General features: G+C 40.2%; 10 protein-coding genes and 2 pseudogenes. 4 read left to right on the top strand and 8 right to left on the bottom strand.

Annotation, left to right across the window (positions count from 1 at the left end; all coding sequences use genetic code 11):
- Positions 1-166: 166 nt before the first annotated feature.
- From O9332_RS01895 to O9332_RS01905, 3 genes and pseudogenes are all read left to right on the top strand, one after another.
- A pseudogene (locus tag O9332_RS01895) lies at positions 167-541 on the top strand (hypothetical protein); the annotation flags it as partial.
- 92 nt (positions 542-633) lie between these two features.
- Entirely contained in the window at positions 634-825 is a 192-nt protein-coding gene (locus O9332_RS01900) for a hypothetical protein (protein WP_002759850.1), read from the top strand.
- A gap of 267 nt (positions 826-1,092) precedes the next feature.
- Positions 1,093-1,560, top strand: a complete 468-nt coding sequence (locus O9332_RS01905) for a hypothetical protein (protein WP_002759849.1) — start codon at positions 1,093-1,095, stop codon at positions 1,558-1,560.
- A gap of 249 nt (positions 1,561-1,809) precedes the next feature.
- Here O9332_RS01905 and O9332_RS01910 read toward each other — a convergent pair whose 3' ends face one another.
- Positions 1,810-3,699, bottom strand: coding sequence for an ABC-F family ATP-binding cassette domain-containing protein (locus O9332_RS01910; RefSeq protein ID WP_002759848.1), 1,890 nt, complete (start codon positions 3,697-3,699; stop codon positions 1,810-1,812).
- 190 nt (positions 3,700-3,889) lie between these two features.
- Positions 3,890-5,554 (bottom strand): chaperonin GroEL, encoded by a 1,665-nt coding sequence (gene groL, locus O9332_RS01915; RefSeq protein ID WP_288023431.1) that lies wholly within the window; start codon positions 5,552-5,554, stop codon positions 3,890-3,892.
- 265 nt (positions 5,555-5,819) lie between these two features.
- Here groL and O9332_RS01920 point away from each other — a divergent pair, with 265 nt between their 5' ends.
- Positions 5,820-7,598 carry a hypothetical protein gene (locus O9332_RS01920; RefSeq protein ID WP_288023433.1) on the top strand — a complete coding sequence of 593 codons (1,779 nt, stop codon included), beginning with the start codon at positions 5,820-5,822 and terminating at the stop codon, positions 7,596-7,598.
- Positions 7,599-7,648: 50 nt separating this feature from the next.
- Here O9332_RS01920 and O9332_RS01925 read toward each other — a convergent pair whose 3' ends face one another.
- From O9332_RS01925 to O9332_RS01950, 6 genes and pseudogenes are all read right to left on the bottom strand, one after another.
- Positions 7,649-9,673 carry a potassium channel family protein gene (locus tag O9332_RS01925; RefSeq protein WP_288023435.1) on the bottom strand — a complete coding sequence of 675 codons (2,025 nt, stop codon included), beginning with the start codon at positions 9,671-9,673 and terminating at the stop codon, positions 7,649-7,651.
- 306 nt (positions 9,674-9,979) lie between these two features.
- Positions 9,980-10,282, bottom strand: coding sequence for a hypothetical protein (locus O9332_RS01930; protein WP_288023437.1), 303 nt, complete (start codon positions 10,280-10,282; stop codon positions 9,980-9,982).
- Between the two features lie 121 nt (positions 10,283-10,403).
- On the bottom strand, positions 10,404-11,675 hold the full coding sequence (locus tag O9332_RS01935; RefSeq protein ID WP_288023439.1) for an AAA family ATPase: 1,272 nt from the start codon (positions 11,673-11,675) through the stop codon (positions 10,404-10,406).
- A 225-nt stretch (positions 11,676-11,900) separates the two neighbouring features.
- On the bottom strand, positions 11,901-12,740 hold the full coding sequence (locus tag O9332_RS01940; RefSeq protein ID WP_002759837.1) for an SWIM zinc finger family protein: 840 nt from the start codon (positions 12,738-12,740) through the stop codon (positions 11,901-11,903).
- A 13-nt stretch (positions 12,741-12,753) separates the two neighbouring features.
- Entirely contained in the window at positions 12,754-15,876 is a 3,123-nt protein-coding gene (locus O9332_RS01945) for a DEAD/DEAH box helicase (protein WP_002759836.1), read from the bottom strand.
- 199 nt (positions 15,877-16,075) lie between these two features.
- Positions 16,076-16,270, bottom strand: a pseudogene (locus tag O9332_RS01950) (RNA-guided endonuclease InsQ/TnpB family protein); the annotation flags it as partial.

The raw sequence follows: 16,270 nt of genomic DNA on the forward strand, positions 1-16,270 counted from the left end.
GCGATATCCCTGGAGATATTGGACAATGTCTCAATGATGCTTCAGTTATTTCGGTTTTAGAAGAGATGTTAAAAGCCGCACTTATAGTAAATTCTTTTGAGGAGTGTAGGAAGTCTTTTAGTATCATCATAAATAAGTAGGGTGGGTAATACCTACCTTACTTAGTAAACTGTTTGAAATCATCGACAATATGATGACTTTATCCCCTGAATTACAGTCAAGCTTAGAGAGTAAAATCAAACAATTTGAGGAGGAAAGAACCATGCCTTTAGTAAGTAATATGGAGTTACGAGGAATCGAACGCGGTAAGGAAATTGGTAAAGAAATAGGCAAGGAAATTGGTAAGGAAATTGGAGCGTTACAAAAAAGCCGTGATGCCATAAAAACAGTTTTAACTGTGCGGTTTGGACAGATTTCTTCAGAAATTGAAGAGATAATCGGCAAAATCACTAACCCTACTATCTTAGAAGAGCTACTAAAATTAGCAGCTACTGCTAATTCTCTCGCAGAGTTTAAGCAGTCTTTGGCAAGAATCCAATAAGAAAATCTTGCCGTAGGGTAGGCATTGTCCACCCATTCACCTTAAAACTCTTAGCCAGAAGCGGAGAACAATTAAAACTATCACCCTAATTGATGAACCAAACAACCGCCAATTATGATGAACCCTGGAAAGAAGCATTAACCGAGTATTTTGAAGCGTTTTTATGCTTCTTTTTTCCCGAAGTTAACCTAGAAAACGGGTTTCTCGGAGAAACCCGTTTTCTGGACTTTAAGACAAAAAAACGTTTCGCTGACAAACTCTATTCAGTTATCAGTTATCAGTGACTAAGTAGGTGGGTGGAATTAAATATAAGATGAACGTAGGTTGGGTTGAAGCATGAAACCCAACTCCCGCATGGGTTACGCTACCGCTAACCCATCCTACAAATAATTGTGCCTCCCTACTTAATTGGAAGCAAGTAGCAATCCCTTTGCTATAATAGGGTCTGCTGAAAAGGTTTTTCCTGGTGGCAGGGTGTGGGGTGTGGGGTTTTACCGATTTTGTTCCTACCTCACCATTAGGATAACTGCTGTAAATGAAATAACCGACTAATGAAAAAGATAATATTGACTTTATTAGCTTGGCTTTTAGTTGCTAACATGAATAGCCAAGGGGTTTTAGCAGTGACGCTCGATTTTCAATGGTTGGGAAATCAAGGCTATACAGCTAAAGGTTCTTTTAGTTATGATGAAAAAACGGCCCCGACTATCTTTTCGGAAAAAGGTTCGGGAAAAATGCGAGTTTTAGAAAATTTTCAAGTATCTTTTTATGATAACAGTGGTCAAGAGATCGCTAAATACGATAATGTCAGCCAGGGAATTTCCTCGGCTAATTATTTTCAGTTTAATTTTAATACCAAAACCGGTCAAGTTTTCGGCTCGATCGATCTGGGGGGTGAAGGGATGGGGGAAATCTATCTTCAAGGGGTGGTTAACGATAATTTGGCCCTCTTGCGGGTGGAGTCGGTAGATCTGGTCATGGATGAGGATGATTCACCAGAAATTATCACTCAGTTTTAACTAGGGTTTGCTGAAAAAGTTTGTTGGTGGGGTTAGGAGTCAGTAACCGGTCGTTTCAGGCTTTGTTATCCTCTTTTTTTGTACCAGTTTATGTACTAAAAGAAGGATGATGCAAGGTTTTTGAAGGTCTTAATCCTATTTTCGCAGCATGAACATCGGAGTTTTAGCAGGTCAAAAGCCTTATTTTAAAAGGGTTTTACCATTATTCAGCCAACCCTAACTAAATCGATCGGGAAAATAGGGATTATCCTAGCCTAATTTTTCCGCTAATTCTAACCAGCGATCGGTTAAATTATCAATTTTTTGACTTAATTGAGCTAATTCTTCGGTCAGAGCGGTTATTTTGGTAAAATCTTCTAGGGGTTCTCCATAAAGTACCTGTTCAATTTCGGCTTTTTTTGCTTCTAAAATTGGTATTTGTTTTTCGATATCTTCGTATTCTTTTTTCTCTTTAAAAGAGATTTTTTTATTGACAGGTGACGGAGAAGCTTTAACAGTTTTTGGGGTGACTTTTTTTTCTTTTGGTTCCTCCTCCTCTTTTTTCTGATCGAGATAAAGGGAATAATTGCCTGGATATTGACGGATATTACCCCCGGTTTCAAAGGCAAAAATAGTATCAACTACTCGATCGAGAAAATAGCGATCATGGGAAACAACAATCACACAACCGTTAAAGTCCTCTAAATATTCTTCTAAAATTGCTAAAGTCTGCACATCGAGATCATTGGTGGGTTCATCTAGGATTAAAACATTAGGCGCACTCATCAAAACTCGTAGTAAAAATAAGCGTCTTCTTTCCCCTCCAGAAAGTTTATAAATTGGTGCATACTGTTGATCGGGAGGAAAGAGAAATTTTTCTAACATCTGGGAAGCGGTAATCACGCTACCGTCTAGGGTTTTGACTAATTCGGCCACACTTTTCAGATATTCGATCACTCTTTGATTTTCGTTGATATTGAGATCATCGGATTGTTGATCGAAGTAACCAATATGAATAGTGGAACCGATGTCAACCGTGCCTGAATCGGGGAGAGTTTTCCCGGTAATAATATCCATGAGAGTAGATTTTCCTACCCCGTTACTGCCAATAATACCGATGCGATCTTCGGGGGTAAAAATATAGGTAAAATCTTTAATTAAAGTATGATCGCCGTAAGCTTTCGAGATCTTTTCTACTTCAATAACTTTTTTGCCGATGCGTCTTCCTGCGGTGGCAATATCGACTTTTCCTTCCACCTGTTTAAATTCCTTATTACCCATTGCCTGAATGCGATCAATCCGCGCTTTTTGTTTGGTGCTGCGTGCTTTTGGTCCCCGGGATAACCATTCTAATTCCCGTCGTAAAACTCCCGCGTGTTTGCGTTGACTACTGGCGATCGATTCTTCCGCTAAAGCTTTTTTTTCTAGATAATAGGCATAATTACCGGAATAAGTAGATAAATCTCCCCGATCGATTTCAATGATGCGATTAGTCACTCGATCGAGAAAATAGCGATCGTGAGTAATTAATAATAATCCTCCCCGAAAACGGGACAAATAACTCTGTAACCACTCCACGGAAAGCGCGTCTAAATGGTTGGTGGGTTCATCCATCAATAAACAGTCAGGATCGGCTAAAAGTGCGGTAGCGATGGCGATTCTTTTGCGATATCCCCCCGATAAATCTCCCACGCGAGCATTAAAATTATCGATGCCCAGTTTACTTAAAATAACTTTAGCATTGGTTTCTAAATCCCAGGCGGCAAGTTTATCAATTTGTTGCGAAACCCTTGACAAACGTTCCATAATAGTATCCAGATTTTCTGGCTCATGGACAAGGCGATCGGACAATTCCTCGTATTCCTTAATTAAAGTCATACTTTCGCCACTATCGGCGAAAACCTGCTCTAAAACCGTTTTATCATTGTCTAGATCGGGTTGCTGGGGTAAATAGACGATTTTCATCCCGGAATTGATTTGAATTTCGCCACCATCGATCGCTTCTAATCCGGCGATCATTTTCAATAGGGTCGATTTTCCCGATCCATTCGTACCGATCAGGCCGACTTTATCGCGATCATCGAGGCTAAAACTGGCATCTTTGAGAATTTCCTTGATACCGAAGTCTTTTTTGAGCGATCGAACCGTCAGCAGTGTCATGATTTCTGGGAATAATCCTTCTTTTCTAGTGTAGTGTCTGGACTAATGCAAAGGATAGATTAAGCAGGTTCTGCTGAAAAAGTTTTTCCCGAGGAAAAAAAACCTGCCCCTAATGCCGACGATAACGAGAAAAGGGACAGATTGGCTCAATGGAATGAGATTATTTTCAGGGGCCAGAGGGCATTAGGAATTACATCATGCCCATGCCACCCATGCCACCCATGCCACCCATGCCGCCCATGCCGCCCATATCAGGGGCTGCGGCTTCTTTAACGGGTTTTTCGACCACGAGGGCTTCCGTAGTTAGGACCATACCGGCGATAGAAGCGGCGTTTTGAACGGCTGACCGTACCACTTTAGCCGGATCGATAATTCCGGCGGCGATTAAGTCTTCGTACTTGCCGGTGAGGACATTGTAACCGACGCTAAAAGCGGTTTCGCGCACACCTTCCACGATCACATCCCCTTCCACACCGGCGTTATTAGCTAACTGACGCAGGGGTGCTTCTAGGGCTTTGGCGACGATATCGGCGGCGACTTTTTCCTCATCGTTAGTGAGAGAAGCTTTGAAAGCCTTCACCTTAGAAGCCAGATGAATCAAGGTTGTACCACCGCCCGGGACGATACCTTCTTCCACGGCGGCTTTGGTGGCATTGAGGGCATCTTCGATGCGGAGTTTGCGATCCTTGAGTTCGGTTTCTGTGGCTGCCCCGACCTTAATGACGGCCACACCGCCGGCTAATTTAGCGATGCGTTCCTGTAATTTTTCCTTATCGAATTCGGAATCGGTTTCTTCTAACTGTTTTTTCAGTTGGGCGAGACGTTTCTGCACATCGGCCTTATTGCGGCTGTCCCCGGAGGCGACAATAATTGTATTGTCTTTTTCTAGGGTGATTTTTGCCGCTTGCCCTAGCAGATCGAGGCTAACGGTGTCAAGACTTAAGCCCACTTCTTCGGAAATCAGACGACCACCGGTGAGGATGGCAATATCTTGTAAAACCGCCTTGCGACGTTCCCCGAAACTGGGGGCCTTGATGGCGACGACATTTAAGACACCCCGGGCCTTGTTGACCACTAGAGTGGCTAAGGCTTCGCCGTCCACATCTTCGGCGATAATTAATAGGGGACGACCTTGACGGGCAACGGCTTCGAGGACGGGGACTAATTCAGCGATCGCACTGATTTTTTTATCGGTAATCAGGATCAGGGGGTTGTCGTACTCGACGATCTGTCTTTCTTGATCGGTGATGAAATAGGGAGAGATATAACCGCGATCGATCTGCATCCCTTCCACTACTTCTAATTCCGTGGTTAGGGATTTCGATTCTTCCACGGTGATTACGCCATCGGTGGTGACTTTTTCCATGGCGGTGGCGATCATTTGTCCCACTTCTTCGTCGTTGCCGGAAGAAACGGTGGCCACTTGAGCGATCGCATCTCCGGCGATCGGTTTAGCGACGGCGGCGATTTCTTCGACCAGATAGGCGATGGTTTTGTCTAGTCCGCGTCTTAAGGCGACGGGATTGGCCCCGGCGGTAACGTTTTTCAGACCTTCTTTAATTAAAGCCTGGGCGATGATGGTGGCGGTAGTGGTGCCATCTCCCGCTAAATCTTTGGTTTTTGCCGCTACTTCCTGAATTAATCTCGCCCCGGTGTTTTCGAGGGGATCGGACAATTCGATTTCTTTGGCCACGGTGATGCCGTCATTAACGATCTGGGGGGCGCCGTATTTCTTTTCTAACAAGACATTGCGTCCTTTCGGACCGAGGGTGATTTTTACCGCATCGGCCAAGGCGTTGACACCTCTTTCTAGGGCGCGACGGGATTCATCTTTAAAGGCAATGATTTTGGACATGGTATCGCTGTTGTAATAGGACTCCTTATAGTTAATTTAGCACTCTTAGGGCTTGAGTGCTAATCCCGGTGTGCGGTTATTGAGGAGATAACGATGTTGAGGGGATCAGGGTGTTATGTCCCTACGGCAGACTGAATTGAGTTAAAAAAATAAAAATTTATCAAGATTTATGAATAATTGCAGAAAATCAATGATAACTATTGTAGCATCGGGGAGATAATCGAATTTTAGCCCATTTTCGCCTTTTTTTTAGGAGAAGACAATCATGATTAATCCAAATCCTGCTATCGAACAAAAAATTAATCAATTTATTCTAGAAACCCAAAATAAATTTAGTCAGGATAAATCAGCTACCCTTGCTAGTTACCAAACAGAAGCCAAAACAATCACTCAAGAGACTAATAATTTAAGAGATGAACTTATTCAAAAACTAGGTGAATTAACTTTTTCAGACCCTTTACCTAGCAGAGAAGAATTAGAAAAACAAATAATAGCTCATACAGATCAGCTTGTGGAGACAATCAACCTTTTATCTACGGGTAAAATTTCAGAAATTCCTCTTGATACTTTAAGCCAAGAAATTGATAGTTTGGTCGCAACAATTACGATTGTATTTGATGCTAATGCTAACGATGCAAACTTGCCAAAACTTAAGGAAAAGCTAACTGCTTGGCAAACAAAAGTTAAAGATACTTTGGTTAAATTTTCCACGACTGTGGAATTACAACAGAAAAATGAGTCTTTGATTGCTGAACTGAAGGATAAATTAGACAAATATAGTTCAATTCCTGAAGTAGATGAACCCTTTGAAAAGTTAGTCAAGGAATTTAAAGATAATTCTGCACAACTACAAGTACAAGAAGCAAGTGTTTTATTTCAAACTTTAGACGATTTAATCAATGAAATTAAAGCTAGAGATGAGGTGATTAAACTAAATCAAAGAATTGATACTTTGCTGGGAAAAACTAAAGAACAAGTAGCGGGATTCCCTCCAGAATTAGACCGGGAAGTACAGGGAGAATTAGCCAAATTAATTATAATACTAGGGATAGCGCAGGTGGAACTCATCAACAGTTCCAAAGCTTGGGATATCATGCAAGTAAAGTCGGTGGTAGATGCTGGAGAAATTGCGATTAAATCTTTAACAGGTCAACCTAATATTATTTTGGCACAAAAATTACGCTATGCTGCCGAAACAGGATTAAGAAAAACCCAGATGGGTTTTTGGAATGGTCTAGCCGAATTCAGAGGTAATCTTTTCCATTCTATCAAAATACCTACAAAAGTTTTAATTGGATTAGTGTTAGCTCTCCCTTTGAATTGGGGTATTATGAACTCCCCTCCAGTGAAGGATTTGCTTATGCCCTTACCTCCAATCTCAAATTCTAGTAACCAAAATACTGAGGACAAAGATGGAAATTTTAGACTCTTGATATTGATATTGATGACAGGGACTTTAGGGGGAGCAGTTAGTCTTCTAACTCGTTTGCAAGACTTTGATAATCCCAAAAATCAAAAATATGACGATGACTTATTGCCATTGTCAATTGGTTTAACCAAACCCATTTTAGGGGGAAGTTTCGCTTTCTTTATTCTGCTAATTCTTAACTCTAGCATTTCTCCCTTACAAATTCGGACTGACAATGGAAATAAGGGGAATGACACCTATTTATATGGACTTTTGACAATGGCTTTTGTGGCTGGATTTAGCGAACGTCTTATTCCCGATTTAATTAATCAAGTGGAGAAAAAAGTAACTGTAGAGGCTAGTTCCACTGGACAGGGACTACCTCCAACGATTTTGATCGCTCCGCCTATCGCAAGTTTAGCATTAAACGGGGAGAAAGAATTTAGCATTAATCCCGTTGGTAACTACACCATCACAATCTCACCGCCAGAAAGCGGTAAAATTGATAAAAATACCACTGATGCCAAATTTACCTACACTGCACCCCCACAAGGAAATGCTGGGGATAAAATTACTATTACTGCCACTTCTGATTCTGGACAAACTGCCAAGGCTACGGTCACTTTAACTGCATAAAAAAAGACCAAGAGAGCCTTCTAGTTTGACAAAAAAAGGATAACTCCCATTTACCCCGATTTCGGGTTAATTGGAATGGCCAATGCTTGAACTTGAATTTTTTTTAACTCGGAAACTAATCGAATCGCCTGCTGTTCGTAGAGGGGGGCGCCGAGAGTCGCTGGCAAATTTTCCATGAGATCGCTGGCGGTTTTCAGGGGACAATTAGAAAAACGACTGATTACGGTGGGTGCTTCCGCGGCAATATTGCGGTTAAAGGCTTTTTCCACCCGCACGCGCCAAGTTTTGGGAGTGCGACGACCCTGTTCCACCCGTCGCAGTCCGTTGATGGTGGCCAGCACCACAATGCGATCGCCGATGCGTAAATTGAGATAATCTTCGGGCATTAATTTCGGGGCTTGCCGTTCTCGTTGGTGTAGGATCGGCACGACTCGATAACCGTAGGCAATATCCCCGATCGAGCTACCATTGAGAGTATCTCCGGCTTCGATCTCGTATTCTGTCACCAGAATCGTTTTTTGCGCCCAACGGAACAGATAGATAATATTTTCTCCGAAAGCCGCTCCCGTAAAGGCTTCTGCCGCTACGGTGTTGGTTCCTAAAATGTGAGATTGGGGCAGAATTTGACTTAATTGTTGACTAAGGGTATCGTCGGTGGTGCGGATGACTAAGTAGCTTTGGGGGTTGAGTTTGCGGGTGGTTAGGGCCACTTCTAAATTGAGGATTTCGTCATCAGTAACAATCGCTATACTTTTAGCCCTATCTAAATTGACATTTTTTAAAGATTCTTCGATATTTCCCGTCATCAGGGGCATTTTTGGCAGCATAGTCGCATCAAAATCCCTATTTAAGCTGACCCCGACGATCGCCTGTTGCATTTCTAGTAATAAATTAGCCACTTCTCTGCCGACTCGACCTAAGCCAACAATAACGATATGATTCTGTTGGGGAACTGGGGGACGGTTAGGGATAAATTGAAATCTTGATGATAATAAAGTTTCTGTCAAAATGGCGTAGAGAACCCCGATAAAAGCGGTTCCAGCTAAGGTTAAAAAGAGACTAAATAGCTGCATCCACCAGGGAACCGCATTTAAATCTTCGGGGTTAGAGGCACCGAAAACATCACCGTAACCACCTAATAAAAGAATCGCCGTTCCTGAAAGAGCGGAAATAAAGGAAGCTCTCGGGGCGTAGAGATGGAAAAGAAAAGTCCCGATAATTACCAGCAGGATAATGATAAATACTGACAGGAAAGCCACCCGGTGAATTTGCTGCTGAAAACTCAATTGCCAGAATTGTTGGATTTCTTTGAGGAATTTCTGCCAAAAATCCCGCAACTTCTGGGGAGAATTTGACGGTTTCTGGCGGACAGCATCGATGTTTTGATAGGTAGTTTCGATGGTGGTAATGGTATCACCGGCCCCGATAGTGGTGGTGGGGGACCATTGATAAAATCCGGCCCTTAAAGGTTCATCGGGGGCTGTGTGTGCTAACAGACGACGGGTGGGGGTATTTAAATCACCTAAAAAGCGATCGAGTAAACCATCTTCGGGGCTAATTTGTCTCTGGATAATCCGCAATTTCTGACCGTCGAGATGCAAAAAACCGAGGGTTTCTGTGCCTAATGTGGCTAAAGCAAAGGCATTGGCGGGTAGTTGGGTGGGTTCATAGGCGATAAAATTGCCTAAACGTTCCTTGAGTAGCTGATTGAGATTATCTTTAGAAGAACGCACCACTAAGCGGGTAAGGGGATTTAATTGCCGAATAATTAGGGCAGTGGTGGCATTAATTCGCTCATCACTGGTGACAATTAAAGCAGCCCGACAGCGATCGATTCCCGCTCTTGCTAAAATGTTTTTTTGACGACAATCACCGATAATTATTTCCTCTAATAAATCGGGAAAATCATTAATTTCCCAACTGGGAGGCTGTATTAGTTCGATACCGACGACGCTAACCCCAAACTCTTTTAAAGACTTGACGCAGTGTTGTCCGAGACTACCCAATCCACAAACTAAAAAGCGATCGGCTAACTTGACATTACCATGGACAAAGCTGAGAGATTCTTGGTTCATAGATTCTGCTTGTCTTAAAAAATAGAATGCTTTTTCAAAATTCCGATCCCCCCTGCCCCCCTTGATAAGGGGGGTGCTGATCTCCCCTTAATCTAGCCTTAATTTTTTCTTAATAAGAAGGGTGTCTGACAATTTTTAACACCCACCTAATTATAACATACCAGCGTTTTTATTGCGTACTCGTTGATACATTTCTTCCATATTTAATTGGGAAGCAACGAAGTAATAAACTCCAGCAATATATTTACAGGGATTTTGTCAATCGGGACAGGAATAATTAGTTCAGCTTTTTTCTGAGGGAAAAACCTAAATAGTGATTTCAGCTTTCATCGACTTGACTTTTAAACTAACTTCGGGATGAGATTGCTTTAATCTTGCTTGATAAACCTGAACATTGGTTCCAGCTTTTGATACTCTAGAAGCGACAATATAGCATTCTTTTTTAGATTTTTTATGTCTTTCTTGTAAGCAAGAATGATTTAGAGTTGACAATAATTGATCATAAGCTTGTTCAATATTTTTACCCTTGAGTTCAATATAAAGAGCCAAGCTACAGGGATCATCAATTTCTAAAAGCCAGTCGCATTTTTTCCCTCGATGATTAAACAATTATCTATTTTTATCTTAGTAACTAATTTCTGACTATTATTGTTGACGATGAATTCTTTCCCATTTTCCTTAACTTTGACTATTTTATTATTATTGCATTCAGAACAGTGACTAATATCCATTATTGTTGAGCCTTTCTTTCTAAAATTTCTTCAAACTCTTGACTAAGTTCATCGGAGACAGCATCGAGGTTATTGATACCAATCAAGTTCACCTCTGTATCTAAGATACTTTGAGTTTGTCCGTTGCTAATTGTGTAGGCTGACACATCTTGAAATTGAATAGTATTTTTATAACCTAAAGATTTTTCCGCTTTGACAGGCTCAACGTTAGCCGCCATGATTTTATTATTCAAAGCTGTGAGAATGTAGGGACTATGGGTAGTGAGAAAGAAACGACAATTTTTATTAGCATAAAGTAAGGTAAATAGTTCTACCATATCTCTTTGAGCGGAGGGAAAAAGATGGGTTTCAGGTTCCTCAATGAAAAATTGATTAGATTCGGAATCAGGAAAAAACGAGAAAACTAAGAGAATTAATAACATTGGTAAGGCTTCTTGCTGTCCGCTTGAAGCATCAATTAAGTTAATCTTTCTCCCATCGGCATGATAAAGCCAATCTTGATCTTTCTCGCGCGCATAGCTGCCTGATAGAATCTTTTCGCTAATTAATTTAATTTGATTATAAAGTTTTTTATCATCTTTTTTATCTTGGAATAAACTTTCTGATTCATTAATTATTCTGTATAGGCGTTGAGCATTTTCATAATTAGAGCCAAAGTTGATAATCAGAGGATCAAGATCAAAATTATTGGCCAAAAAGGCAAAAATATTATTGGTAAAGTATTTAACAAAAAGAGTGCGACTAGCTGGTACAAATAAAATCTTTGTAGAAAAAATTTTTTCATTGCCTTGAAAAAAATCAGCAATATTTTTGGCCACACAATCATTCATATCTGAATAAATATCTTGAGTGACTTTGTTATTGCTTTTGGCAATTTTACTCACTTGTCTAATTGTTGTATTGTAAAACTTTTTAAAATTATCTGAATAGGTAAATTGTAGTTTAAAATAGCCAGATTTGTCCTTATATCTTTCAATCAAAAAGTTCATGTCATCCAAACGATAAACTATTTTAAATACTTGCTCTTTCCATGCGTATTTAGGAAATAATTCCTCAAATCGCTTCTGTAGGTGCCTTTTGAGTCCTTGCTGATCTTGAAGATTAGTGACTAATAATTTAACTTGATAAAACAAAAATGTCTGAAATAAAAAAACTAATTTAGCAATAATACTTTTACCAGTGGACTGTTCACCGATGATAACATTAATTTTTTTTATCTCTATTTCCGCATACTTAATAATCAGAAAATTTTCAATAGTTAAGGATTCCATTGTATCTCTCTTATCCCCAGTCTCATAACAATACTAACAGGTTAGGGGTAGATTTTCAATTACTGTCAGTTGTTGACCTGTTTATTCTAATCTACCCTCCTATGGATAGATACCTAAGTCAAAAAGTCAGCAATTTAGCTACAGCGTTTCTGATCAAGATAAAGTGTAACCTAATTTGACATCGGGACTGACTCCTGACTCCCCAAAAGGAAAACTTATATTTTTTTAAAGTATCCCTGCATTTTTATTGCGTACCCGTTGATACATTTCTTCCATTACCTCGATAAAGGAGGTATCCTTATCCCAAAATGCAGGATAATCACCAGCTTTTTTAATGACAATTGCGGGAATAGTTGCGGATTTAACTAACTGAGGATTTTCTGGTAAACGGTGATGAGAGTGCCAAAATTCTTTGAGATCAATTGTTTCTGCTGCTGGTATGGTTTCGGGTTTAGTGTGATAGGAAGTAACAGGGTTAAGAGGAATTTTTTCCTCTTGGATAGAGGAGGAAAGCAGCTTACCGAGGGGAGTTTTTGCTAATTCTTGCAGTAATTTTTGACGAGAGATACCCCGTAATTCAAATAAGAGGAAAGGATCCTGATCTAATTGGGAAGCAACCAGATAATAAACTCCAGCAATATGTTTACAGGGATTTTCCCAATCGGGACAGGAACAATTGGTGATAAAATCCTTTTGACTGTGGGGTAATAAGTGCAGATTCAGATCGCTAAATGCTTCATCAATATTATCGGGAACTTCTTTGAGCAGCAGTTTAGAGATCATACTCGCTCTTGAACCAAGATTATATAAAGCTTGTGACCACTCTGCTTTAGTAATTGGTTTAATCTCGATACTCACCTTATACAAAGGTTCTTTGTAAACCCCAAAGTAGGGATTAATGGAACCTCGCACCTGAGCAGTAATTAAATTACCGTCAATTGTATAATTCTTGACTTTATCATTTTTAGCGTAGGAACGTCCTCGACTCAAGCGCGCTGAGTCGGTAAATTCTTCTAATGCTTCTATAAAGCGTTGTCCCCACCAAGTTTTACTAAATTTAGTCATGGGTTTACCTCGATTAAATAATTGTCTGTTTATTCAATGCGATTAACTGACGAAAACTTTCGTTATCTAATTCCGTTAACCAGGATTCATCATTACTAACAATAGCATTAGCTACCTTTTTCTTTTCCTCGATCATTTCATCAATTCTTTCCTCTAAGGTTCCCAAAGTGACAAATTTATGCACGAAAACATTTTTTTGTTGACCAATTCTAAAAGCGCGATCGGTTGCTTGATTTTCCACCGCAGGATTCCACCAACGATCGAAATGAAAAACATGATTTGCTTTAGTTAAAGTAATCCCAACTCCCCCAGCTTTTAGGGATAAAATAAATACAGAAGGTTCTGTTTCGGGATGTTGAAATTCTTCGATCATTTGTTCTCGTTTTGGTTGAGAAGTCCCCCCGTGAAGATAATAGGTATTGTAGCGAAAAGTTTGTTTGAGGTACTTTTGTAAGGAGTCACCAATTTCAGTAAATTGAGTGAAAATTAGCAGACTATCTCCCTCTAAAATTACTTCTTCTAGCATTTCTCCCAAACGCTCTAACTTATGCGATCGCTCAGGAGTAAAAGCACTGTTATCCTGTAAAAATTGACGCGGGTGATTACAAATTTGTTTCAAGCGCATCAGGGTAGATAAAATTAATCCTTTGCGTTTTATTCCCTCCGCTTCTTCTAATTGTTTTTCCACTTCTTTGATGACAACTTCGTAGAGAGAAGCTTGTTCTTTAGTTAAATTACAATACTGTTTGTTTTCCACTTTGTCAGGTAAATCTTTAATTATCTGCTTATCGGTTTTTACCCGACGCAGAATAAAAGGTTCCACTAATTTTTTGAGAACCGTGGACTGGAGACGATCATTTTGTTTTTGGATTGGCACTTCAAAAGCTTTACGAAATTGAGTTTCTTTACCTAAATAATCGGGGTTAAGGAAGTTAAAAATTGACCATAAATCAAGCAGTCTATTTTCCACGGGAGTTCCCGTTAATGCGAGACGATGTTGTGCAGATAAACTCAAGATTGCTTTAGTTTGTGCCGCTTTAGGATTTTTGATATTTTGTGCTTCATCAATTACTAAACGTTGCCAAGATTGCGAGTTAAATAATTTCAAGTCCTTGCGAACTAAGGTAAAAGAAGTAATGACGATATCCTTTTGACTAGCTACTATCTGAAATTCGTTCTCATCTTGATAGCGCTTACTACCATGGTGAATTAAAACCCGAAGATGGGGGGCAAATTTTTCAATTTCTTTTGCCCAATTTCCCACCACAGAAGTGGGTGCGACTAGCAGAGTTGGTAAAACATTATTATCTCCCTCTCTTTCCCCAACCAATCTAGCAATTACCTGTAGGGTTTTTCCTAATCCCATATCGTCAGCAAGACAACCATTTAACCCCAATTGTTCTAGGTATTGAATCCAGGCAACTCCACGCTTTTGGTACTCCCGCAGCGTTCCTTGTAATTGGGGAGGATTTTCGATCGGTTCTAGTTGACTAGGATTTTGTAATTTCTCTAGCATAGAACCTAAAAAATCATCGGTTTCAACAATAATCTCCTCTGGATATTCGGCAGCTTTTTTCATTAATTCAATCAGATTCATCTCAGGATTTTCCTGCTGATATTTCTGCCAAAAATCCAGCATTTGCTGCATTTTATTTTGTTCTAATTCTACCCATTGTCCTCGAAATTTAACTAAGGGTGTTTTGGTGTTAATTAATTGTTGCCATTCCTCTTGACTAATAGTTTCTTCACCGATGGCTAATTCATATTGGTATTCAATGATGTTTTCGAGGCTAAAAATCCCTTTACTAACGGGGGTAGATTTGCCTGATTTAGAAGTGGTTTTTAGCCGAACTTTAGCGCGTTGACGGCCTTCGGGAGTCCACCAAGCGGGAATAATTACCTTATATCCCGCATCTTCTAAAATCCAAGCAGTTTCTTTTAAGAAAGTAAAAGCTTCTGTAAGGTTGAGAGAAAATCCCGTCGGTTTATCCGTTTCTAATCCTTGCCAAATGGGGGGATAAATACGGGCAGCATAACCCAAACTTAGTAAAATATTTTTGTCTAAATCTTGACCAAAATGCGCTCGTATGCTTGTTCTAGTTTCAGGTACTGCATACCAATATTCGTCTAATTCTAATCGCAGGGAGGGGTCTTGTTTAGAGATGAGGATAAAAGTAATTTGCCACTGTTCAATATTATTTTCTGGGGCCTCGGTTAGTTTAAAACCAAGGCTAAAACTAGATATATTTTGGTCTCCTAGTAATTGCTGTCTCCAAGTTTGCCACTGTTGATATTTTTCTAAAGCGGCAGCGGTTTGCAGAAATCCAGCAGCCTTAGTCACAGAGAAGCAATCACCTATAATTGTCTCGCTAATTTTTTTATCAAAACTGGCAGGAATTGCCGTATTAGTGACAATTTCATTGAGGAGACATTCGGAGAAGTGCCGGAGTAGGGTTTTGGGATCGTATAATTGTGGCGAAGCATGGGGATTTTCAGCGCCGGCAAGACAAATGCGGGGAAGATATTCGAGATAGTGATCGAGATTGGTTTCGTAGGTTGCTGATATAATTTCCCAAAGAGGATAGATGGCAAAGTTAGCGGTTTTCTGGTTATTTGTGGCTAATTCTCGATATTTAAAGGCAGGAATATAGTTATCTTTGAGAATTATTTCTTTAAAAGCTTGACTGTAGTGATACCAAAAAAGTAGATCTGCACCTAACTGAATCTCTGAGGAGTTGTAAAGACAGATAAAGTGCAGATCATTGAGCAGTTTAAGTACAGGATTAAGGGGATAACAATCAATGTGCCAAGATTGCCATTGGCTATTTTCTGGGGGTTCTTTTTCTAGATAACGTAGTAATTCTAAGGAGGGTAAAGGTTGATTCTCGTGACTAGGTAAAAGAAAGTAGCGGGGGACAAATTGCCGACTAAGAGGATTATAATTCGATTGAACTATTCCTAACTCTCCAGTGAGAAAGCTAGTTAATTCTTCTTTGCTTAACTGAAAAGGATGATAATTATCAGCAGTGGTGCGACTCTTTTTCGGGGTGCTAGTTTCTCCCCAAAGATAAAAGCTACCCTTCTGAATAAATTCATCCGTTGATTGGGGAATCCAAGTACCGTGAAGAATTTTCATGGTTTTTAATGAGTACAAAATAACTTAAATGAGGGCAATACTTAGCCTCTAGAAAAATTGTAGCGATTATGGGAGGATTCTCCACACTTTTTTGTCCCTTTGCGAACCCAGAAGTCCTCTGGATAAGAGAAAAAGGTTATTGACTCTCCCCCGCTAACCGCTCGCGCGGTGTAGCGGGGGATTCTCGGTTCTTAGGCTTTTAACTAGATCGACCTGGTTTAACCCGGTCGATCCCCGTCAAATCGCCTCCGCAAGCGTTTTCTAACACGGTCAGTCCGACCGCATTTTTTCCTCGGTTCTCAATTACCTTCGCTGATGCCGTATCTCTCGGTTCAATGTGGCCGCAAGAATCACACCGGTGAACTCTTTCCGATAACGCTTTTTTACCAGTAAT

The sequence above is a fragment of the Microcystis sp. LE19-10.1B genome, from assembly GCF_027530565.1.
GTDB classification, from domain to species: Bacteria; Cyanobacteriota; Cyanobacteriia; order Cyanobacteriales; family Microcystaceae; genus Microcystis; species Microcystis aeruginosa.